Origin of the sequence: Chitinophaga eiseniae (assembly GCF_900167135.1) — a bacterium.
Lineage (GTDB): Bacteria > Bacteroidota > Bacteroidia > Chitinophagales > Chitinophagaceae > Chitinophaga > Chitinophaga eiseniae.
Genome location: NZ_FUWZ01000001.1, coordinates 920,228 through 941,729, shown reverse-complemented (window position 1 = coordinate 941,729; position 21,502 = coordinate 920,228). Strand labels below are relative to the sequence as shown.

The 21,502-nt window shown below is 52.1% G+C and carries 17 protein-coding genes; 11 read left to right on the top strand and 6 right to left on the bottom strand.

Annotation, left to right across the window (positions count from 1 at the left end):
• Positions 1–6: 6 nt before the first annotated feature.
• Positions 7–2,733, bottom strand: coding sequence for an aconitate hydratase AcnA (gene acnA, locus B5D63_RS04005; protein ID WP_078667456.1), 2,727 nt, complete (start codon positions 2,731–2,733; stop codon positions 7–9).
• 108 nt (positions 2,734–2,841) lie between these two features.
• Here acnA and B5D63_RS04000 point away from each other — a divergent pair, with 108 nt between their 5' ends.
• Together B5D63_RS04000 and B5D63_RS34925 are read left to right on the top strand one after the other, a co-directional pair.
• Positions 2,842–3,675, top strand: a complete 834-nt coding sequence (locus B5D63_RS04000) for a class I SAM-dependent methyltransferase (protein WP_078667455.1) — start codon at positions 2,842–2,844, stop codon at positions 3,673–3,675.
• Positions 3,676–3,692: 17 nt separating this feature from the next.
• Positions 3,693–3,872: a hypothetical protein gene (locus B5D63_RS34925; protein WP_159455881.1), complete on the top strand. Its 180-nt coding sequence runs from the start codon at positions 3,693–3,695 to the stop codon at positions 3,870–3,872.
• A 26-nt stretch (positions 3,873–3,898) separates the two neighbouring features.
• Here B5D63_RS34925 and B5D63_RS03990 read toward each other — a convergent pair whose 3' ends face one another.
• On the bottom strand, positions 3,899–5,695 hold the full coding sequence (locus B5D63_RS03990) for a chloride channel protein (protein WP_200816907.1): 1,797 nt from the start codon (positions 5,693–5,695) through the stop codon (positions 3,899–3,901).
• Positions 5,696–5,806: 111 nt separating this feature from the next.
• Here B5D63_RS03990 and B5D63_RS03985 point away from each other — a divergent pair, with 111 nt between their 5' ends.
• A complete protein-coding gene (locus tag B5D63_RS03985) occupies positions 5,807–6,484 on the top strand; it encodes a Crp/Fnr family transcriptional regulator (RefSeq protein WP_078667452.1) in 678 nt (225 codons plus the stop codon).
• Between the two features lie 5 nt (positions 6,485–6,489).
• Here the strand turns inward: B5D63_RS03985 and B5D63_RS03980 are convergent, their stop codons facing one another.
• Positions 6,490–6,828: a winged helix-turn-helix transcriptional regulator gene (locus tag B5D63_RS03980; RefSeq protein ID WP_078667451.1), complete on the bottom strand. Its 339-nt coding sequence runs from the start codon at positions 6,826–6,828 to the stop codon at positions 6,490–6,492.
• 90 nt (positions 6,829–6,918) lie between these two features.
• On the opposite strand from B5D63_RS03980, the gene B5D63_RS03975 reads away from it, so the two are divergent.
• On the top strand, positions 6,919–7,920 hold the full coding sequence (locus B5D63_RS03975) for a quinone oxidoreductase family protein (protein WP_078667450.1): 1,002 nt from the start codon (positions 6,919–6,921) through the stop codon (positions 7,918–7,920).
• On the opposite strand, the gene B5D63_RS03970 is transcribed toward B5D63_RS03975, so the two are convergent.
• Complete coding sequence (locus B5D63_RS03970) at positions 7,904–9,217, bottom strand: polymer-forming cytoskeletal protein (RefSeq protein WP_078667449.1); 1,314 nt, start codon at positions 9,215–9,217, stop codon at positions 7,904–7,906. The two genes, B5D63_RS03975 and B5D63_RS03970, sit on opposite strands and share 17 nt — an antisense overlap.
• 51 nt (positions 9,218–9,268) lie before the next feature.
• Here B5D63_RS03970 and B5D63_RS03965 point away from each other — a divergent pair, with 51 nt between their 5' ends.
• Positions 9,269–10,159 (top strand): cyclase family protein, encoded by an 891-nt coding sequence (locus B5D63_RS03965; RefSeq protein ID WP_078667448.1) that lies wholly within the window; start codon positions 9,269–9,271, stop codon positions 10,157–10,159.
• A gap of 243 nt (positions 10,160–10,402) precedes the next feature.
• A complete protein-coding gene (locus tag B5D63_RS03960) occupies positions 10,403–11,605 on the top strand; it encodes an MFS transporter (protein WP_078667447.1) in 1,203 nt (400 codons plus the stop codon).
• A gap of 34 nt (positions 11,606–11,639) precedes the next feature.
• On the opposite strand, the gene B5D63_RS03955 is transcribed toward B5D63_RS03960, so the two are convergent.
• Complete coding sequence (locus B5D63_RS03955; RefSeq protein ID WP_078668534.1) at positions 11,640–12,731, bottom strand: acyltransferase family protein; 1,092 nt, start codon at positions 12,729–12,731, stop codon at positions 11,640–11,642.
• 119 nt (positions 12,732–12,850) lie between these two features.
• On the bottom strand, positions 12,851–14,251 hold the full coding sequence (locus tag B5D63_RS03950) for an RtcB family protein (protein ID WP_235021456.1): 1,401 nt from the start codon (positions 14,249–14,251) through the stop codon (positions 12,851–12,853).
• A gap of 598 nt (positions 14,252–14,849) precedes the next feature.
• On the opposite strand from B5D63_RS03950, the gene B5D63_RS03940 reads away from it, so the two are divergent.
• The 5 genes from B5D63_RS03940 (at position 14,850) to B5D63_RS03920 (ending at position 21,484) form a co-directional block, all read left to right on the top strand.
• Positions 14,850–15,476 (top strand): TetR/AcrR family transcriptional regulator, encoded by a 627-nt coding sequence (locus B5D63_RS03940; protein WP_078667445.1) that lies wholly within the window; start codon positions 14,850–14,852, stop codon positions 15,474–15,476.
• Positions 15,477–15,481: 5 nt separating this feature from the next.
• Complete coding sequence (locus tag B5D63_RS03935) at positions 15,482–16,804, top strand: ABC1 kinase family protein (RefSeq protein WP_078667444.1); 1,323 nt, start codon at positions 15,482–15,484, stop codon at positions 16,802–16,804.
• Between the two features lie 238 nt (positions 16,805–17,042).
• A complete protein-coding gene (locus B5D63_RS03930) occupies positions 17,043–18,083 on the top strand; it encodes a sensor histidine kinase (protein WP_078667443.1) in 1,041 nt (346 codons plus the stop codon).
• 22 nt (positions 18,084–18,105) lie between these two features.
• Positions 18,106–18,813 (top strand): LytR/AlgR family response regulator transcription factor, encoded by a 708-nt coding sequence (locus tag B5D63_RS03925; RefSeq protein ID WP_078667442.1) that lies wholly within the window; start codon positions 18,106–18,108, stop codon positions 18,811–18,813.
• 97 nt (positions 18,814–18,910) lie between these two features.
• Positions 18,911–21,484, top strand: coding sequence for a TonB-dependent receptor (locus B5D63_RS03920; protein WP_078667441.1), 2,574 nt, complete (start codon positions 18,911–18,913; stop codon positions 21,482–21,484).
• Positions 21,485–21,502 lie beyond the last annotated feature (18 nt).

Below are 21,502 nucleotides of genomic sequence, written 5' to 3'. Positions count from 1 at the left end.
GATGCGTTACGCTTTCTTTAAAAACGCGCGCAGCACATATTGCAGGATACCACCATTTTTGTAATACTCAATTTCAATGGCGGAATTCAGCCGGCATTTGACCTGAAAAACGATCGGATCACCTGTAGCGGGTGTAGCCGTTACCGTTATAATCTTTCCAGGTGTCAGGTCGTCTGCAATACCGGTAATAGAATAGGATTCCGTTCCATAAAGCCCCAGGGAAGCGGCTGTCTGGCCATCCACATACTCCAGCGGCAATACGCCCATACCCACCAGGTTACTGCGGTGGATACGTTCATAACTCTCCGCAATCACGGCTTTTACGCCCAGCAGGTTAGCGCCCTTCGCTGCCCAGTCACGCGAAGAACCGCTGCCATACTCTTTTCCGGCGAGGACGATCAACGGCACTTTGGCCGCGGCATACTGCATGGCGGCGTCATACACCGGCAGCACCATGCCCTGCGGCATCAGGGTAGTAAACCCGCCTTCTTTGGGCGACAGCGCATTTTTGATGCGTACATTGGCAAAGGTGCCGCGGACCATCACTTCGTGATTACCCCTGCGGGAGCCGTAGGAGTTAAACATCTTCGGGTCAATTCCACGGTCGATGAGGTACTTACCGGCAGGCGTGTCGGCCTTGAAAGAGCCGGCGGGCGAAATATGGTCGGTGGTGACTGAATCGCCCAGCATCAGCAGCACGCGGCCATCGATGATATCTTCCGCGGCAGATGGTATATCCGGCAGGTCATGGAAAAACGGCGCCTCCTTGATATAGGTAGAGTCATTGCTCCAGTGATAATCCTGTCCCGTAGGCGCCAGTAGTCCCTGCCACTGGTCATCCCCGTCAAAGATCACGGAATAGGTATTTTTAAAATCTTCCTGTTTTACAGCGGCGGCAACAGCTTCGTTGATCTCGTCCTGTGTGGGCCATATGTCCCGCAGGAATACCGGTTCCCCATTAGGGTCATAACCCAGCGGATCGTTGAGCAGGTCTACGTCCACCCGGCCGGTGATAGCGTAAGCCACTACCAGCAGCGGTGATGCGAGGAAGTTCATTTTCACCTGCGGATGCACGCGCGCTTCAAAGTTACGGTTGCCCGACAGTACAGAAGCCACAATCAGGCTGCCTTTATCCACCGCTTCGGCGATATGCGGCGGCAGCGGACCACTGTTACCAATACACGAAGTACAGCCATATCCCACCACGTGGAAACGCAATGCTTCCAGTTCGTACAGTAAGCCCGAACGTTTCAGATATTCCGTTACCACGCGGGAACCGGGCGCCAGGCTGGTTTTCACCCAGGGCTTCACGTACAGGCCGCGGCTGATGGCTTTTTTAGCTACCAGCCCTGCGCCGATCATTACACTCGGATTGGAGGTATTGGTACAGCTGGTGATGGCCGCAATAGCGATAGCGCCGTCACTCAACACATATTCCTCATTTTTTAGTTTGATGCGTACTGATTTCAGGTAGTCTACTTCTACCGCCACTTCTTCTGTGTGCTTCTGGATTTCATAGGTGAATGCGGTACCGGAACCACCTTCCGACAGCCACGCTGTGTCGCGGCGTTTGCCTTCGGGAGTATACATCCTTTTAAACTCCTTGTTCAGCAGCGTTTCGAATTCCGAATGCAGGTCCTTCACCAGGATACGGTCCTGCGGCCGCTTAGGACCGGCTACGGCCGACTGCACCTTCGACAGGTCAAGCTCTATCACATCGGAGTAGGTGATGTTTTCGTTGCCATGGCGCCACAGCATGTTCTCCTTACAATAAGTCTCCACGCGCGCCACCACTTCTTCGGGCCGGTTGGTGCGGCGCATATACTGCAAGGTCTGTTCATCAATCGGGAAGTAGGTCACTGTACAGCCGAATTCGGGCGACATGTTTGAAATAGTGGCCCTGTCAGGTACGGAGAGATGATCGAGCCCCTCGCCGAATACTTCCACAAATTTATCCACCACGCCGTACTTGCGCAGCAGTTGTGTGATGGCCAGCACCATATCGGTGGCGGTAACGCCTTCTTTCAGCTGCCCGGTCAGTTTCAGGCCGATCACCTGCGGACAGGAGAAATAAATCGGTTGCCCGAGGATGGCCGCTTCTGCTTCAATACCACCAACGCCCCAGCCCAACACGCCGATACCGTTCACCATGGGCGTATGCGAGTCGGTCCCTACCAGCGAATCGGGGAACACCCAGCCATCGCGGGAGATTACGCCATGCGCCAGATATTCCAGGTTTACCTGGTGGCAGATGCCCATGCCCGGCGGTACGACGGTAAAATTATCGAATGCCTGTTGCGCCCATTTGAGCAGCTGGTACCGCTCTTTGTTACGCTCGTACTCATAGGCCACATTTTTTGTATATGCGTAGTCCGTAGCGAAAAAATCAACCTGCACGGAGTGGTCCACCACCAGGTCTACCGGGATGGCCGGGTTGATTTTAGCGCCGTCTTTTCCCCGGCGGATGACTTCTGCGCGGATCGAAGCAATGTCCACCACGGCGGCCACACCGGTAAAATCCTGCATCAGCACACGCGCCGGCTTAAAAGGGATCTCCTTGTCGGGCGGTGTGGGCTGCCAGTTGACCAGCGTCTCCACATGTTCATCGGTGATAGCGAAATTGTCGTGATTGCGCAATACGTTTTCCAGTAAGATCCTGATGGAGAAAGGTAAACGGGAAATCTGCCTTCCTTCCTTTTCCAGTTTGCTGAGAGATGCTATACGTTCCTTCATATGCTATATTGTTGACATTCCTAATGAAACAATGATATGCTGTAATTGTTCTGACTGCATCTTCAATGCGCACGTAAACCTTATATTCAATAAAAATAACCATTTCTGATGACCCAAAAGTTAAAAGTTCCCGCCACGGCGAGACTGGTATTGGAACAGGCTATCAGATTATATACCAGCCCACTGGAACAGACCTATGTCAACGCGATCGATTTCAGTGAGACCAGCCGCCTCTCCCGCGACCTCACCCGTGCCTACCCGCCGGTAGCAGATATGATCCTGTATCGTAAACAGGCTATCCGGGATGTGATACGCAACCGCATGGAACAATATCCTGTACAACAGGTGCTGATCCTGGGCGCAGGGCTGGACCCGCTGTCGCTTTACCTGCTGGAACATTATCCGGGCCGCATCAGCCGTATACTGGAAGTGGACAATGGTTATATCGAAGAGAAGAAAAAAATCTATGAAGAAATATTACATATAACAGGACCATTGCATTTTTTGCGGTGTGACCTGACCGACATTGTTTTACTGGGGACGATGTTAAAACAGGCGGGATATGTGCCCGAAGAGCCGGCCATCGTCATTTTCGAAGGCGTGCTTCACTATATCAGCAATGAAGCCTGTGTGCAGGTCATGCAACTGTTGACGACACCACCGCAACACCACCTGGGCATCCTGGATTTTTCGCTGGCGGTAACAGAAGTACCGGACAATTACCTCGTGTACCACCGTAATGTGCTGAAGGTGATAGAAACTCATCTCAACACCACTGCCAATCTCAATACCCGGCAGCAGATCCGCGATATGATAGGGCGTTTCGGGCGGCTGGTATACCTGGAGCCCCTGTGCGATACAGAGAGAAAATTCACCGGTGTTAACCGCGTCTTTCATCAGCCGGGGCAGGGAATTATAGAAATGGCTGTTTTCAGTTTATAGATGCCACCACTGCAGATGTGGATATAAGGCCAGGCGTCATCATACTGACCGCACTCCAGCATGGCTACATCGAAAGGACCATATTTTTCCCCGATCTCCCGGAAATGATCTCCATAACCAGAATCCCCACCGATAAACAACGTATAGCCATACAGGTGGAAAACAATGGAGGTCCGGAGACTGCCGATCCTTTTTAAGCCGCAGCCGGAAGGACAATGGCCGGTTATCTCACCAGCAGGCGTTTCCCGCGCGCCATCAACCGCAACAGGCGGGTATTGCCGAAGAAAGCGGAATGATACCTTGCAGACGCCAGCTGCCTTTCGCTGTAGGTATGCATGATAGCCGCCGCTGTCACGATGCCTTTCAGCCGGTTATCTTCTATCACGGCCAACACGCTCAACTGGTATTTCTCCAGCATCTGCGCCACCATGTTGATATCATCACCGGGCAGCAGGAACGGCGCCATGCGCGATACCAGTTGCCCTGCCATGGTATTTTCATCGGCCGTGAGTAACTGCTGCCGGTCAAGGTAACCGGTAAAACGGCCGTCAGTATCGGTCACCAGCAAATGCCGCTGGTAATAAGTGTGATTATCCAGCAGGATATTGACCTGCGCCACGGTGAAGGTATCCCTGACCATGATCTCCGGCTGTACCGCCACCATCGCGGCATTGATCTGCTGCATCACATCGGGGATATACTCTTCCGGTGCATTTACACCCCTGCGGCGGATCTTCTCGGTCATGATAGATCCTTTCATCAAAAAGAAGGAGACAAAATAAGCGGTGGTACAGGCACCGATCAACGGCAGCAGCCCATGCGGCTGACCGGTGGTTTCCAGCGCAAAAACAATAGCCGTCAGCAAAGCACGCGACGCACCGGCAAACATGGCCGCCATCCCTATCAGCGCCGCCGTAGCCAGGTTGATACCGCTGCCCGGAAAAAGCTGCAGCACCGCTACGCCCATCAGCGCGCCCAAAGCACCACCGATGGTGAACAACGGCGCCAGCGTGCCGCCGGAAGTACCGCTGCCCAGTGAAATTACCCACGACAGGTATTTCAGCACACAAAGCGATAACATCAGCATGAACGGCACATTACCGGTCAGTAACGTCTTAATGTTATCATATCCCACCCCCATGGTATGCGGTGCAAAATAACCGATCACACCTACAGCCACGGCGCCGAGCGCCGGCCACCACATCCAGTGGAAAGGAAGATGCTCAAACATGTCTTCCACCCAGTATACGGACCGGGACACCAACGCCGCTACCACGCCAATGGCGGCGCCCATCAGTACGTAAGTCACCAGCGCCATATCTGACACCGCCGGAACAGGCGGCATCGCAAATACAGGATCGCTCCCGAAAAGCAACAGGTGCATACCAGCGCCGGTGATACAGGCCAACGCCACCGGAATCACCGAACGTGGAGAGAATTCAAACAATAACAATTCTATCGCCAGCAGGATGGCCGCCAGCGGACTGCCGAAGATGGCGGACATACCAGCGCAGGCGCCCGCTGCCAGCAACACTTTCCGTTCTGCAGAAGAAATATGGATCACCTGTCCGGTAAACGATCCCATAGCCCCGCCGGTAGCGATAATAGGACCTTCCGCGCCGAAAGGGCCCCCCGTACCAATGGAAATAGCAGCTGACAACGGCTTCAGTAAGGTGATCACCGGCGGGATCCGGCTTTCATTCAATATAATGTTCTCCATCGCCTCCGGTATACCATGCCCGCGAATCGCCTTGCTGCCAAAACGCGCCATCATACCCACAATAACACTACCGACGATGGGCACCATGATCACCAGCCAGCCCAGGTGATGCCCCGCCGGCCCCCGCTCCTCAAAGGAAAACTCCCCGTAAAACGACAGATTGGTGATCAGGTCTATCAGCAGCACCAGCCCCTTGGCCACAAAACCCACCAGGATGGCGTTGAACAATGCCTGCATGCTCAGATAAAATACTCTTCTCGATACTTTTCCGGCCTTTTCGGGCCTGTTTATATGATCCATGAAATGAAAAAATGATGCTTTAAAATCAAAACAAACACAAAAATATGATTCAAATCATATTAATCAGCATTTTTTCTTTAAAAACATTGAAAAAGTATTACTATTGCAACCATGAAGAAAAACAGGGCCTGCGATCTGAAGACATGTTTTTTATGCCAGCATGCGATCCCGGAATGGTTGGCAGCCGTGGCTTCCCACCGGCAACATCAGCCATTTAAAAAAGGAGAAATACTCTTTCGCGAGGGTGATCCGGCCACCGGCATCTATTTTTTATATGACGGAAAAGTGAAAGTGCATAAGCAATGGGGACCGGACAAAGAACTCATCATCCGGCTGGCAAAAAAAGGTGATATCCTCGGTCACCGCGGCTTCGGAAGTGAACAGCGCCTGTACCCCGTGTCGGCCACCGCCCTGGAAGACGGCACTTACTGTTATGTGGACAATGCTTTTTTTGAAGCCTCGCTTAAAGTGAACCCTGCCCTCACCTACCGGCTCATGCAGTTCTATGCGGCGGAATTACAGGAAGCGGAAAAGAAAATGCGCAACCTCGTGCACATGGACGTAAAAAGCAGGCTTGCAGACGCACTGCTGGAAATAAGCCGGGTATACGGGCACAAACAATTTACGATCAACCGGCAGGACCTGGCCTCTCTCGCAGGCACCACCTACGAAACCATCTACCGTATGTTGCAGGACTTCGTGCAGCAACGGCTCATCGAAGCGGAAGGAAAATCCATCACCATTCTGCAGGAGAAAAAATTACAACAGCTGCTGGCAGCCGCCTCCTGACAGCATCACCGCTTGTCATGCCACTCGGCCAGCGCATCCAGGATCGGTAAAATAGCGGTTCCCTTGTCGGTAAGGTGATAATCCACCCGCACAGGCACTTCGGCAATAACAGTCTTGCCAATCAGCCCGTCGGCCTCCAGCTCCCGCAGCTGCCGCCCCAGCACCTGGTCGGACACCGTCGGCAACACCTGTTTCAATAAACTGAAACGGTTCTTTCCCTCTGCAATATGAATCAGCATCAGCGCTTTCCAGCGGCCGGCGATCGTTTCCAACGCCCCATTGATACGGCATACGCTGTGCAGAAATTTCCGGTTAAACGCGTTCGACGATGTCTCCTTGATCATATACCACTCATTTTTTTGTGAGTAACTCCCAATTATCACGGTTATTGGTCACCCCTGCCCCACTCGTTAGTTTTACCCAAAATTACATACATGCAGGCAATTGTATTAAACGGATTCGGGGCGCCCGATCAATTCCGGCAAAAAGAACTACCCGTTCCGGTATATGGAGAAAATGAACTGCTGATTGAAATAAAAGCCACCGCTTTTAACCCGATTGATTACCAGATGCGGCAGGGACGCCGCGAAAGTCAACATATGCATTCCCCCGTGCTGGGCAGGGAACTGGCTGGTATCGTGGTAGCCGCAGGCGCACAGACGACCGGTTTCGCACCGGGAGATAAAGTGATCGCCGCCGCCGGCAGCAAAGGTTCCAACGGTACCTATGCCACGCACATCGCGCTTAATTACCAGATGGTGACGCCGTTGCCTGCGGCCCTGCCGTTTGCTGTCGCTACGGCCATCCCGTCCGCCGGCCTGACCGCCTTTCAAACCTTCCGGCGGATGCACGCCCTGCCGGAAGACCTGCTTTTCCTCACCGGTGGTGCCGGCGCCGTAGGGAGCTTCCTGGTCAAACTACTGAAAGCGCATGGCATACACCAGTTGTTCACCACTGCCGGCAACGAACAAAGTCGCGCAGTCCTCGGAGCGCTGGGACTGCCGCCCGGCCAGATACTCGACTATCGCGGACCGGATGTCGCACATCGGCTGCTGGCCGCCACCGGGCAGCAGTATGTTGATTGGGCGATAGATACGGTGGGAGGGAAAATATCCGAAACGGCGGCGGAGGTACTGGGGCTGAACAAAAGTTATGCAGACATCACTTTCCTGGGAACGGAGCGGACACGGGAACTGCTATTTGACAAAGGCGCCCATGTACTTAACATTTCCAATTATGCGTACGCGGTGGCCAACCAGCTGTCCTGGTACGGTCAAAATCTGCGGGAGCTGGCAGCCCTGCTCAATGCCGGCACCATCACCCCACCTGCGGTACAGGTAGTGGGTAGCTTCAGCGCCGATACCGTACAGCAGGCGCATATCATGATGGAAAACAACCAGACCTACGGCCGCAAGCTGGTCATGACGATGGATTAGAAGGACTGACATTCAGTCGCCCTATTTTCCGGGCGAAACGTTCATTGAAATGCTGCCAGGGTTCCGCATATTCCGGCTTGTCGTAACGCTGACGCGCATACGCATAGGTAGCAGCAGAAAGATGCCAGTTGAAAATGTTCTCCAGGTACCTGATATCCTCGGCCATCACACGCTCCAGCACTTTCTGTTTGGACACGCCGGACTGCTGGCAGTACCTGTCCAGCCATGCGCCGCGGCCGGCTTTAACGTACAGCACCAGCATGTCTTCCGTGATAAAAACGATAGGCACATGTTCCATCTGCCAGTCATTTTCTTTGATCACGGTACATAGCAGCGCATGTTCATAGAACCGCTCAGGAATATCAAGCCGCAGGATAGCCCCGTGTTTAGCCGCGAGGTAGCACAGCTCCCGGGTGATCATTGCTGCCGGCAGGTGGCGCAGCGCTTTGCCGTCTTTTGTTGCAGCGGCTATGGCCAGTTCCGGTGTAATGACGCCTGGCGGAAAATATTCCAGCGCGAAAATACTGTAAGCCATTGCTTCCTGACAGAGGTTGACAGTACGCATTTCGAGCGGCACGCGCTTCAGATCGCGGTAGTTGCGGCGTACTTTATTGCGCCAGTATTCAAGTGTTCTTTCCTGTGGCTCCAGCACGCTCTCTCCTGCCGCAAGGTCGCGGCGGATCTCTTCAAAGTCGGTCGTCAGCGGGTTGTTGAGCAACGCGCGCAGGTTTTCGGAGATCACAGGATCGCCGCCTTCTGATTCAACGCATTCGTTGGCCGCGGGGCTTTCGGTGTCGTTGTCATTATAATAGAAACGGCTGATGGCCTTGCGGAAAGGCATCAGGTGGTAATCTTCCACGATCATCACGGGAGCGGAAAAGATGCCGTCACACTGCATCCAGCCGTGGTTGTAGTGCAGCATGATCACTTCTTCCACGCAGACGTTGCCCTCCACACGGGTGGGTGCGCCGCCGATCATCAGGTTGCGGCAGGTGAGATTGCCGGCAACGTACAGCACAGCGCCGTAGTCGCCCACTTCATTGAGGACGCCGCCGTCCACGGTGAGGTTGCCGATCACGGCAAATCCAAGCGGAGGCCGGCCATCCGGCATATTATCGAGTTTGTCTGTATCAAGGATTAAATCGCCCTGCAGATACAGGTCGCCGTTATGCACATAGAAATAACCATCTGTTCCGATCATGTCCATGAAAACTTCTTCACTTTCAAGGACTTTTATCTGTATCTGGTGTTGATTCATCGCCTGCTCAGCGGATACGATCTGAAATTCTTTAAGCATGACGCTAATATCGTACATTTATAAACGTCTCAAAACGGGAAAATTATCACGATGAACAAAAGAGTAAAATTTGATTTTGACATCCGCTTCACCAACGGCGGCGGCATCAAAGGAGAAGATTTCCGGCTCGATATCGCCGGCGACGACATCTCTGACAAAGAACTGGCTGATTATATCGTGGCAGACATGCGCCTGCTGATGGTAGGCGAAACACGCATCCTCCATAAGGAGATCCTCACTGAACCACATAAACGAAAGCCCGTCAGCACCAGCGGCGCCAGCTATCTCATAGACCTGAGCCACACCATCGAAAACGGGCTGGTCACCTACAAAGGACTGCCCGCGCCGGTGATCTGTGACTTCCTCAGCCGGGAAGACTCCGCCGCTCTCTACGACGGCGACACCACCTTCCAGATCGGGAAAATAGAAATGGTCACCAACACGGGTACCTATATCGACTGCCCCTTCCACCGGTATGCCGACGGGAAAGACCTGTCGGAAATGCCGCTGGAACGGTTCGCCGACCTGGACGCCATCGTGATCCGGGCGCCTTACCAGGACGGCCTGGCCGTTACGGCCGACCGGCTGCGCCACCACGAAATACGCAACCGCGCCGTACTCGTACATACCGGCTGGGCCACCCACTGGAACACCCCCGCCTACTACGAAAACCATCCCTACCTCACCGCCGATGCCGCTGATTACCTGCGCGACTGTGACGTGAAGCTGGTCGGCATCGATTCCCATAATATCGATAGTACACAGGGCCGGAGCAGACCGGTGCATACCACGCTGCTGGGTGCGGAGATCCTCATCGTAGAGCATCTCTGTCACCTGGAACTGCTGCCTGAAGATGGGTTTACCTTCAGCGCCGTACCACCAAAGTTCAAAGGCGCAGGGACGTTTCCGGTACGGGCCATGGCAAAACTGGCCAGGGGCTGACACCTGAGCCCTCTTGCTGCCACTGTGGATTAACGGCAGCAACGACAAGCCCAGGAATTTCTTTAGCACCCGCTGCGGCTTAACAGCAACAACTACTTTGAACAAGGTCAGGCATAGAATATCTGAATAACAATACCGCCAGGGGCTCATGCTCCGGATGCCAAAAAAACCCGGCGCTTTTCGCTCCGGGTTTTCTAATTTTGCATTTCTCATGGCTCTTCAAAGAGGTGTGTACGATCACAGATGTTCATAGAAATACCGCAAGCGACCGAAGCCAACGCACGACAATACCGGACCGCCGTTTCCGTTTTCTTTTTTATCTCCGGCCTGGGTTATTCCACCTGGGCGTCCCGGATACCCTCCATACAGCAACAGCTCCACCTCAACGAGGCACAGCTGGGATTGGTACTGTTGGCGCTGCCCATAGGACTGATGCTGACAATGCCCATCACCGGGAGACTGCTGGGCAGCTTCAGCAGCCGGAAAATCATGGTGATCGGCGCGATGGTGTTTAACCTGGTGCTAAGCCTTCCCGGCTTCACTACCAGCCTCTGGCAGCTGGCACTGACGCTCTTCTGCTTCGGCTCTTCCCGCAACCTGCTCAATCTCTCCATGAATGCACAGGCCGTGCAGGTGCAACATATGTATCCCAAGTCCATCATGACCACTTTCCATGGTATCTGGAGCATCGCCGGGTCTACCGGGGCCGGGATCGGTTACCTCATGGTGTCTATGCAGGTGGCGCCTTCCTGGCATATGCTGATCATCAGCGGGCTGCTGCTGGTGTTTACACTATATTACGGACCGCGCAATTATCCAGACCAACCGGTGGCCAACCCGGTAAAAAAGCCGGCGTTTTCGCTGCCTGACAAGTCGTTGCTGCGTTTTTCCTTTATCTGCTTCGCCTGTATGGCCACGGAAAACACGATGTACGACTGGAGCAGTATTTACTTTCATAAGGTAGCTGGCGGCACCGCCACCGCGGCCACCGCTTCATTTATGACTTACATGGCCGCCATGACGCTGGGCCGTTTTGCCGGCGACCGCCTTGTGGCGCAGATGGGCATTAAAAACATGCTGTACTACAGCGGATGGCTGATTTTGTCCGGCCTCCTGCTCGCCATTCTCCTGCCTCATCCTGTAACAACGGCCATCGGCTTTATTTTTACCGGGCTGGGCGTATCCTGTATTGTGCCGCTGGTATTCAGTCTCGCCGGCAGGTCGCGCGATGCTAACAGCGGACAAACACTGGCTTCTATTTCCACTATTGGTTACCTGGGTTTCCTCATCGTACCGCCATTGGTAGGTTTCGTAGCGCAGGCTACCCATCTGCGGGTATCTTTTGGCATCATGGCGTTGTGTGGACTGTTGATCGTGTTAATGGTGAGCGGTCTCCCTGAAACAAAAAGGGAAGCCCCGGTACAGGATACCAGGGCTGATTCATAGGGGTTTCTCAGATAGCTATTCGTTTGTGATCTCTTTATAATTTGAAGAATATCTTTCGTTTGAAGAGCCAGTAACAAAGGCCCCATTCCAGCGCCAGTACCGTCAGGGCTGACAGGATGTCCCGGATTGTTTCCGGTATGCCCAACATGGCTGTAAAGCCTTTCACAAAAATACCTGTGGTAGGGTTCACCCATTGTACACCTACCGTTTCAAAAAACAGGTAGATGAAGATGGCGTTCATACCTGCTACGGAGGCTATCCAGGCGTATCGTACATATCCCCGCACATCAGCCAGCCAGTAAAACAGCGCCATGATCAGCATCACCCATCCGCCGGAAGCCAGCACAAAAGAAGCGGTGCTGATACGTTTAATGATCGGCGTTATCCCGGCGGCATCCAACCCGAAACCGGCCACCAGGCCAACTATACCGGCTATTGCCAATACACGCGTTTTCTGTAACGGTGTTTGCGGGCCCACCAGCAGCTTCCCCGCCAGCACGCCCCAGATGGTATGTGCAGCCGTAGGGATACAATTGATCGCGACCCATCCGTCCGGGTTGATTTTTCCCATCAGGACCGTATCCAGGTAGGCACCGAAATTGTGCCCTTGTGTAAAAGCATCCTCGAATCCAGGTAAAAGAATAAAACGATACATAACATCAGTGGCAAGGAGCAGCAACAGGCTGACCACCAGCTGATATACTACAGAACGGCGGATAATTAGATATGCAATGATCGTGGTTACGGACAACTGCGTGAGCACATTCCATAACTCCCAGACTAACCGCCCCGCATATACGCAATGCAATGCGGTACCGAATATAAATAATTTCCCGCAACGCCACGCAATATGTGTAAAATTTTGTTGCCAGCTGACACCCTTCTTTGATTTGGCATTCCACGACAAATACATGGCTGTGCCGGCTATTGTCATGAAAGCAGGTTGCACCAGGTCCCACGCCCGCAGCCCGTTCCACGGATGATGGAAGAACTGTTGCATAAACGTATGCCATGCATTACCGGATGGCAGACTATCAAGCGCCCAGTACAGATGCGTGCTTTCCGCTGCCAGTAGAAGCATGATAACGCCCCTCATCAAATCGAGGGATTGTAGCCGTTGGGTCATAGGTAGAAAAATGAGCTCATTAAAATACTCATTCTTTCTCACATTTACCACCACCCCGGGAAAAAGCACGGGTCGGGGCATGATGCCTCCGACCCGTTTTACCGTCATAACGGTAGTGGCTATTCTTTATGCATCCGCACGATGGCCGGCATAAAGCGGCCTTCCACCTGCACCAGTTCCCGCTGGGCGTCCATCACCCGGTCGATATCCTTATAGGCCAGCGGGTTTTCCTCCACGCTGCCGCCGATCAGGGTCACGCCCGCACCGGCCACTATTTTATTCAGTGCCGATACGGTCATTTTCTCCCGCGCTTTGGAGCGGCTCATCGCTCTGCCGGCCCCATGCGCGGCGGAATACAAAGATTGCTCCGCGCCTTTGCCCCGTACCAGGTAAGCCGGCGTGGTCATACTGCCGGGAATAATGCCCAGCTCGCCGGCATGCGCCGGGGTAGCGCCTTTCCGGTGAATGATCACTTTCCGTGTATCCGTCAGCGTTTCCTCCCACGCAAAATTGTGGTGATTTTCAATGGTGGCCAGGCTCTTTAGCCCCGTCGCTTTTGCCAGGTGACGATGTATCTGCTGATGGCAGGCGCGGGCGTAATCCCCGGCCAGGTTCATACTCAGCCAGTACTCCTGCCCTGCTTCGCTGTTCATGTCCAGCCAGGCCAGCTGCTGCGCAGCACGCGGCAACTTACAGGTGTCGGTCGCTATTTTCGTATAGTGCTGAGCGATAGCAGCGCCCAAACCACGACTGCCGGAATGCGACAACAAAGCCAGGTACTGCTTCGACGGCAGCGACAGGGAATTGTCTGCTTCCAGCGTCAGCAGCCCGAACTCTACAAAGTGGTTACCGCTGCCGGATGATCCCAGCTGCCGCACCGCTTTGCCATGCAGGCTTTTCAACAACGGCGTGTCCCGGAACTCCGGCCTGTCCAGCACTGCATGCTCCTGGCGGAACTCCAGCCCTCCTTCCATACCGAAGTGCGTATATTCCCTGATCGCCATTTGCAACTGGTAACTATAGCGCTTCAGGAAACTTTCGCCCTCGTCGAAAAGGGTGAGCGCCATACGGCAGCCAATGTCGACCCCTACTGCATAGGGAATCACCGCCTGTTCGGTAGCCAGCACGCCGCCTACCGGCAGGCCGTAACCCATATGCGCATCAGGCATCAACGCTCCCTGTACCGTGACAGGCAACGACATGGCCACCTCCATCTGCCGGCGGGCGGCATGTTCTATGTCTTTACCGCCATACACTTTCAGCTGCCCGCCGGCTTCCAGCAAGTCAAACGACTGAAAATGACGCACCTCCGGCTGGTCGGCGAAAACCGCTGCTATCTTTCCCAGCACCTCATCCTGTAAAAAATCAGCCGGACGTGCTTTGATATCCGTCAGCAGCTGTATAATGGCGGCATTATCATGATGTTTGAAATGCCGCGCCATAATATTGATCACCAGGCTCCTGGCCCGGTCATCTGTATAACCGATTTTACTCAGTTCTTTTGTTTTTAATCCAGACAAAACGTATGTAATTAAGGGGTAATAAATTTTTGATGCGGTTATTTCACTGCAGGTCTGTCGCAGCAGCGCAGAAAGCTGTGCGGAGCAACAAAGGAATCATCCCGGTATGGCCGGAAACGGCATACCATGGTATTCAGCAACAATGTCAAAAAATACAGGAAATAACCCGGTCGGGTCGCCTTTTTAGGCGGCCATTACAAGAGGTAATATGTGGAGATGTTCTGTCATGGGTGGTTCGTTTTAACAGGTGAGAAAAACGAATAACGCGGCAAATATAAGATATTTTAACATTTTTCTATTTTATCAATTTAAAGATTTGATTTACGGATTGGGGGATTTTTTGATTTTGGAATTTAATAAATCGAATACCATGTTATATTATATTGAATTGATCTTCATGGCGAATGCCCGAAATTCCAAAATCAAATAATCCATAAATCAAATAACCAAATGATTAAATATTTAAATGCAAAGGTGGTGTTAAAGTTAAAGTTGGTAATCGCTGAAAGCGTAAATTTGTATACAGTGTTTTTCCCCGCAGATGACAACCTCCGGACCGCTCCGGGCGGGGTATTACAACCATAGTAAAACCTTGCACATGGACAAACAACTCATCCGTAACGCTTACAAACTTTATTGGCTGGAAAACGGTAAGGCCCCTGTTTCTGTATATAGCCTTTGCAAACAGCTGGACATCGCTGAAAATGCTTTCTACGAACATTACAGTTCACTGGAAGCTATCGAAAAAGATATCTGGCTGGCTGTTTTTGAAGACACCCTTGCGCAACTGCGCAACGACGAAACGTACCAGCAATATTCCGCACAGGAAAAACTGCTGGCCTTTTATTTCCTCTGGGTACAGAAATTGAAGGACGATCGCAGCTACTTCCTGCAACAAAGGGAACAATTCAGACTGCCGGACCTTTACCGCAATAAACTGGACACCTTCAAACATGCCTTTTACGCCTACGTAAGGGAACTGATAAAAGAAGGATATGTCTCCAACGAAATCAAGGAAAGAAAATATATCTCCGATCAATATGTACATGGCTTCTGGGTCCAGACCCTTTTCGTACTGAAATACTGGCTCAACGACTCCAGCGCCAATTTTGAAATGACAGATGCCGCCATCGAAAAAGCAGTCAACCTTAGCTTCCAGCTGATAAAATCCAATACCCTGGATTCGCTGCTCGACTTTGGCAAATTCATCTTCACGCGGAAATAGGCTTTATGAAAGAACAATCCAATATTCCCACCTCCAAAGTGGAAAGGGCGGGAAAATTTGTCACCACCGGACTGAAAGTAGGGACCAACTATATTAAACATTATACCCGTAAACTGGTGGACCCGTCTCTTTCCAAAGAGACGCTCCACCAGGATAACGCCGCCGATATTTACGAAACGCTCAGCAGCCTGAAAGGCAGCGCCCTGAAGGTGGCACAGATGCTCAGTATGGACAAAGGCATGCTACCCAAAGCCTATACCGAGAAATTTGCCATGTCACAATACAGCGCACCGCCACTCTCCGGCCCGCTGGTGGTCAATACCTTCGTAAAAACGCTGGGCAAATCACCGGCACAGCTGTACGATAAATTTGAGATGCGCGCCTCCAACGCCGCCTCCATCGGCCAGGTACATAAAGCCTGGAAAGACGGGAAAGCGCTGGCCGTAAAAATACAGTACCCCGGCGTGGCCAACAGCGTAAAGTCAGACCTCCGCATCGTAAAACCCTTTGCCATCCGCATTGTAGGCATGAACGAAGTGGACATGGACAAATATTTTGAGGAGATAGAAAGCAAACTGCTGGAGGAAACAGACTATCGACTGGAGCTGACCCGCTCTATGGCCCTTTCCCGCGAATGCGCCCATATCCCCCACCTGCTGTTCCCGCAGTACTACCCGGAACTGTCGTCCGACAGGATCATCACGATGGACTGGCTCGACGGGCAGCACCTGAAAGAATTCCTGCAGGGCAATCCCTCCCAGGAAGCCCGCAATAAAATCGGACAGGCCCTCTGGGACTTTTACCAGTTCCAGGTACACCAGCTGAAACAGGTCCACGCCGATCCCCACCCAGGCAACTTCCTCATGCGGCCCGACGGTACCGTGGGTATTTTCGATTTCGGTTGCGTAAAGGAAATACCGGACGATTTCTACTACAATTATTTCCTGCTCACCGACAAGGAGGTGTTGAAAGACGACAAGCGCCGCTATGAGATATATACCAACCTGGAAATGATCCACCCTACGGATACTCCCAAAGAAGTGGAATTCTTCTCCGGGCTTTTCCAGCATATGATAGATCTGCTCACCCTCCCCTTCACCGTAGATCATTTTGACTTCGGCAACGAAGGCTACTTCAATGAAATCTACGCTTATATGGACGAACTTTATAACATGAAGGAAGTCAGGGAGTCCAAGGTGGCCAGAGGGTCCCGGCATAGCTTATATATTAACCGTACCTATTTCGGGCTGTATTCTATTTTAAGTGAGCTAAAAGCCAACATTGTGACCGGCGCCAGTGGTTTCTCGCCTCGCAGGGAAACGAAGTAAGCCAGTGGGTTCTCGCAAAGACGCAAAGCAGCAAAGAACGCAAAGAAACATATAAGCGAGCAAAGAAAGCAAAGGAGCGGAGATCAAATGTGATCTTCGCTCCTTTGCTTTCTTATTTATTCTTAAAAAACTTTGCGTTCTTTGCTGCTTTGCGTCTTTGCGAGAACCTACATCGTGGGAATAGGGGTGTTGGTCGCAACTTGTCCTGTCGCATCATCATTTATGTCTAAATTGCGGCATGGCAAACGAATGGTATAACCGCAAATGGGCTATTGTCGCGACGCATGCACTTGTGTGGACGCTGTTGTACTCGCTCCCTTTCCTGCTGCGCCCCACCTACGAAAAACCATCTCCCGCCGAGATGGCGGAACGGGCGTCCTGGTTCTATTTCCTGCTCGTTTTTTACCTTACCCAGATCATTTTTTTTTACACCAACGCATTCTACCTGATACCCAAGCTGGTACAACAAAAGCGGACCATGGAATACACCGGCGCGCTGCTGCTGGTATTCCTCTTTTTTTGCGCCATGCGGTTTGCCTTTGAACGGTTCTACCTTGGTAAAACCATGGTGGACCTGAAACCGCTGATACTGTTCACCGTCTTTACCTTCCTGTTTATCCTGTCCGCCAGCACGGCATTTCAGATGGTACGGGAGCGGATACTGATGGACCGGAAAGACAGCGCCCGGGAAAACGAGAACCTGAAAACGGAACTGTCCCTCCTGCGGTCGCAGGTAAGCCCCCACTTTATGTTCAATGTGCTTAATAATATGGTGTCCCTGGCCCGGAAAAAATCGGACCTGCTGGAGCCCTCTCTCATAAAACTATCCTCGCTGATGCGGTATATGCTCTACGAGGCGGATGAAGAGAAAATGCCGCTCCAGCGCGAGGTGGAATACCTGCAAAGTTATATCGACCTGCAGCGGCAGCGTTTTGGCAAAAATGTGGTGATCAATGTAGAAATGAACGTGCCCAACAACCACTACGAGATAGAACCGATGTTGCTGATACCATTCGTGGAAAACGCCTTCAAGCACGGTACCGGCTTCATTATGAACGCCCGGATCGATATCAACCTGTTCACTACGGCCGACAAACTCTTTTTCGCCGTGAGGAACAAGTACAGCACCGCATCGGAAGAAGTAAAAGATAAAACCAGCGGCATCGGGCTGGCCAATGTAAAACGCCGGCTCAACCTGCTTTATGGGAATAATTACGTACTCCAGATCAACACCAAAGATGACTGGTTTTACGTAACATTGCAGCTGGATCTGCATTAAATGCCAAAATCAACATTTTTTGATGAGATGTATAGCCGTTGATGACGAACCGCTGGCGCTCGATTTGCTGGAAGACAATATCAGCATGGTGCCTTATCTGCAACTGGTAGCAAAATGTAACAATGCTTTCGAAGCGATGGAAGTATTGCGGACGCAGCAGATCGATCTGATTTTCCTCGATATCCAGATGCCGGGCCTCACCGGCCTGCAGTTCCTGCAATCCATGGCCAGCAAGCCGCTCGTCATCCTGATCACTGCTTATGAGAAATACGCCCTCGAAGGGTTCAATCTCGACGTTACCGATTACCTCGTTAAACCGGTATCCCTGGAACGTTTTGTAAAAGCCTGCAACAAAGCCAACGAACTGCATCAGCTCCGGAGCGCCGGCAAAGCTGCCCGCGACCAAAGCGATTTTTTCTTTGTCAACGTGGATTACAGCCTGTTTAAAGTGGTCTTCGCGGATATTATCTGGATAGAAGGGTTAAAGGATTATGTAAAAATCCAGCTGAAAAGTACCAACAAACCGGTTATTACCCGTATGAGCATCAAAAGCCTCGAAGAACAGCTGCCGCCCTCCCGGTTCATCCGCATTCACAAATCGTACATCATTTCGGTGGCCGCCATCACCGCTATCCGGAAAAACAGTGTGTTCCTGCAGGATATCGAACTACCCGTTGGCGACACCTACCGGGATGCCCTTTATGCGATCGCGGGAAAAAGTCAATCCTGATAAAGCCTGTTTTGTAGCAAAAAAGCGCCCTTTCATCTCATTTGCCTAAAAAATCGATTTGGCAAGTCTACTTTTGTATACTCAGAATTCTAATACAATGCGAAAAATCTATTTGTTTTTCATGTTTGTGCTCCTGCTGACACAAGCACACGCCCAGGCCCCGGGCGGAAAAATGCCCCCCGGTATGGCTGGCAAAGGTCCAGGTAATATCGGACATATATATGGGAAATTAATTGACGCCGACGGCAAACCCGTTGGTTATGCCTCCGTGATCATCCTGCAGGGCCGTATGGACTCTGCCACCAAAAAGATGAAGGACGTGCTCGTAAAAGGCGTACTTACCCAGGCCAACGGGGAGTTCAGCCTCGACGAGCTGCCGCTCAGAGGGCCACTTAAATTACAGGCTTCCGGCACCGGCTACAAAACCTACACCCAGCCGGTCGTATTCCCACCGATCGATAAAGACCTCGGTAACATCAAACTGGCCTCCAGCACTACGCAGCTGCAGGGCGTAACCGTTACCGGCTCCAAGCCCATCATGCAGATGGATATTGACAAAAAGGTGTTTAACGTGGAGAAAAATATTACGAGCACCGGCGGCACCGCCCTCGACGTGATGAAAAACGTGCCCTCTGTGAATGTGGACATCGACGGGAACGTTACCCTGCGTAACAGCGCCCCCCAGCTGTTCATCGACGGCCGTCCCACCACGCTCACCCTCGAACAGATCCCTGCTGATGCGATCGAAAGCGTGGAAGTGATCACCAACCCTTCGGCCAAATACGACGCGTCCGGCGGTAACGCAGGCATCCTCAACATCGTACTGAAGAAAAACCGTAAAACCGGCTACAACGGTAACCTCCGCGCCGGTGTGGACAAACGCGGCGCACTCAATGCAGGCGCCGACTTCAACGTACGCCAGGGTAAACTCAATTTCTCCGCCAGCGCTATGGGCAACCAGATGAAGAGCCGTACCTCCGGTACCACCGACAGGCTCAATTTCGGCGATAACCCGAACACCCACATCCTCCAGTCCAACACCAACAAATCCAACGGCGGCTTCGCCTTCGGAAAAGTAGGCGTAGACTGGTTTGCCACCAACCGCACCACCTTCTCCATCTCCGGTATCAAAGTACACGGTGAATTCAAACCGGAAGAGAATATCAACATCTTCACAGATACCATCAGAGGCAAAGACATCACCCACATGTTCAGCGAACGTAACTCCCATTCCAAAATGGCGTTCGACGCGAACGGGCTGGTACTGGGCATGAAACACCTGTTCCCCAGGGAAGGTGAAGAGCTGACGGTAGACGCGAACTATTTCGGCGGTAAAAGCAAAAATAACGCTGACTACATCACCGATTTCTACAGCAACGGTCAAGGCAGCGCCATCAACCGTACCGACAAACAACAGATACTCGGTAACGGCAAGATCTCCTTCATCACCGTACAGACAGACTACGTAAGACCCTTCACCAAAACACTGAAACTGGAAACAGGTCTGCGCATGTCCAGCCGCCGTACGGAAACTAATTTCAATAACTACATTTACGACCACGATACCAAGGAATACAAACTGATCCCCGGCGCATCCAACAATTTCAAGAATACGGACAACGTATACGCCGCTTACGCCAGCATCTCCCAAACCATCAAAAACTTTGGTTACAAGGTGGGACTGCGTGCAGAAAGCTCTGACTACAACGGGGAACTGATCAACGTAAAACAGGAGTTTAAAAACAACTACCCTGTCAGCTTGTTCCCGTCCGTGTTCCTCAGCCAGAAGCTGAAACACGACCAGGAACTCCAGGTAAGCTATACCCGCAGGATCAACAGGCCGAACTTCTTCCAGCTGATTCCGTTTACCGATTCTACCGATAAACTGAACATCACGAAAGGTAATCCCGGTCTGGTGCCTGAGTTCACCAACTCTGTGGAAATGTCTTACCTCAAAACATTTAAAGGCAACAACACTTTCATGGGTACGGTGTACTACAAGCACACCAACGGTTTGATCACCCGCTTCCTCACCAAGGAAACCGATCCGGCCAATGGCGCCGAACTGCTGGTAAATACCTATATCAATGCCAATTCCAGCTACTCCATGGGTGCGGAACTGACGTCCATGAACACCCTTACCAAATGGTGGTCGATGTCTGCCAACGTGAATATTTACAATTCGAAAATTAATACGGACAATACCGGTCAGCCTTCGCAGGACGCTCTGTGGGCCTGGTTCGGCAAATTGAACAACACCTTCAAGCTGCCGCTCAACTTCGAGATACAGCTCACCGGTTTGTACCAGTCCAAAACTAATCTGCCGGTTAACGACAACAAAGGCAGACAGGACGGGCCTCCTATGCAGCAGTCACAAAATGCGTCACAAGGTTACATTGCTTCCTTCTACGCCGTGGATGCCGCGATCAAGAAGAGCTTCCTGAAAAACAATGCCGCTTCGGTGACACTGAGCTTCAGCGATATCTTCAGGACCCGCAAAATGGACCAGTACTCTGAAAGCGCTTACTTCACGCAGTATTACAACCGGCTCCGTGATCCGCAGATGATCCGCCTCAACTTCGCTTATCGCTTCGGGAAAGTGGATATGACGCTGTTCAAACGCAAGAACATGGCCGGCGGTATGCAGGGCATGCAGGAAGTAGTGCAGTAATATACTGGCTTCCGGATC

Coding starts and splice junctions, on each gene's coding strand:
- B5D63_RS03985 (WP_078667452.1), top strand. CDS start 5,807: ATGAAGAAAAACAGGGCCTGCGATCTGAAGACATGTTTTTTATGCCAG.
- B5D63_RS03925 (WP_078667442.1), top strand. CDS start 18,106: ATGAGATGTATAGCCGTTGATGACGAACCGCTGGCGCTCGATTTGCTG.
- B5D63_RS03940 (WP_078667445.1), top strand. CDS start 14,850: ATGGACAAACAACTCATCCGTAACGCTTACAAACTTTATTGGCTGGAA.
- B5D63_RS03930 (WP_078667443.1), top strand. CDS start 17,043: ATGGCAAACGAATGGTATAACCGCAAATGGGCTATTGTCGCGACGCAT.
- acnA (WP_078667456.1), bottom strand. CDS start 2,733: ATGAAGGAACGTATAGCATCTCTCAGCAAACTGGAAAAGGAAGGAAGG.
- B5D63_RS03975 (WP_078667450.1), top strand. CDS start 6,919: ATGCAGGCAATTGTATTAAACGGATTCGGGGCGCCCGATCAATTCCGG.
- B5D63_RS03970 (WP_078667449.1), bottom strand. CDS start 9,217: ATGCTTAAAGAATTTCAGATCGTATCCGCTGAGCAGGCGATGAATCAA.
- B5D63_RS03920 (WP_078667441.1), top strand. CDS start 18,911: ATGCGAAAAATCTATTTGTTTTTCATGTTTGTGCTCCTGCTGACACAA.
- B5D63_RS03935 (WP_078667444.1), top strand. CDS start 15,482: ATGAAAGAACAATCCAATATTCCCACCTCCAAAGTGGAAAGGGCGGGA.
- B5D63_RS03990 (WP_200816907.1), bottom strand. CDS start 5,695: ATGGATCATATAAACAGGCCCGAAAAGGCCGGAAAAGTATCGAGAAGA.
- B5D63_RS03955 (WP_078668534.1), bottom strand. CDS start 12,731: ATGACCCAACGGCTACAATCCCTCGATTTGATGAGGGGCGTTATCATG.
- B5D63_RS04000 (WP_078667455.1), top strand. CDS start 2,842: ATGACCCAAAAGTTAAAAGTTCCCGCCACGGCGAGACTGGTATTGGAA.
- B5D63_RS03965 (WP_078667448.1), top strand. CDS start 9,269: ATGAACAAAAGAGTAAAATTTGATTTTGACATCCGCTTCACCAACGGC.
- B5D63_RS03980 (WP_078667451.1), bottom strand. CDS start 6,828: ATGATCAAGGAGACATCGTCGAACGCGTTTAACCGGAAATTTCTGCAC.
- B5D63_RS03960 (WP_078667447.1), top strand. CDS start 10,403: ATGTTCATAGAAATACCGCAAGCGACCGAAGCCAACGCACGACAATAC.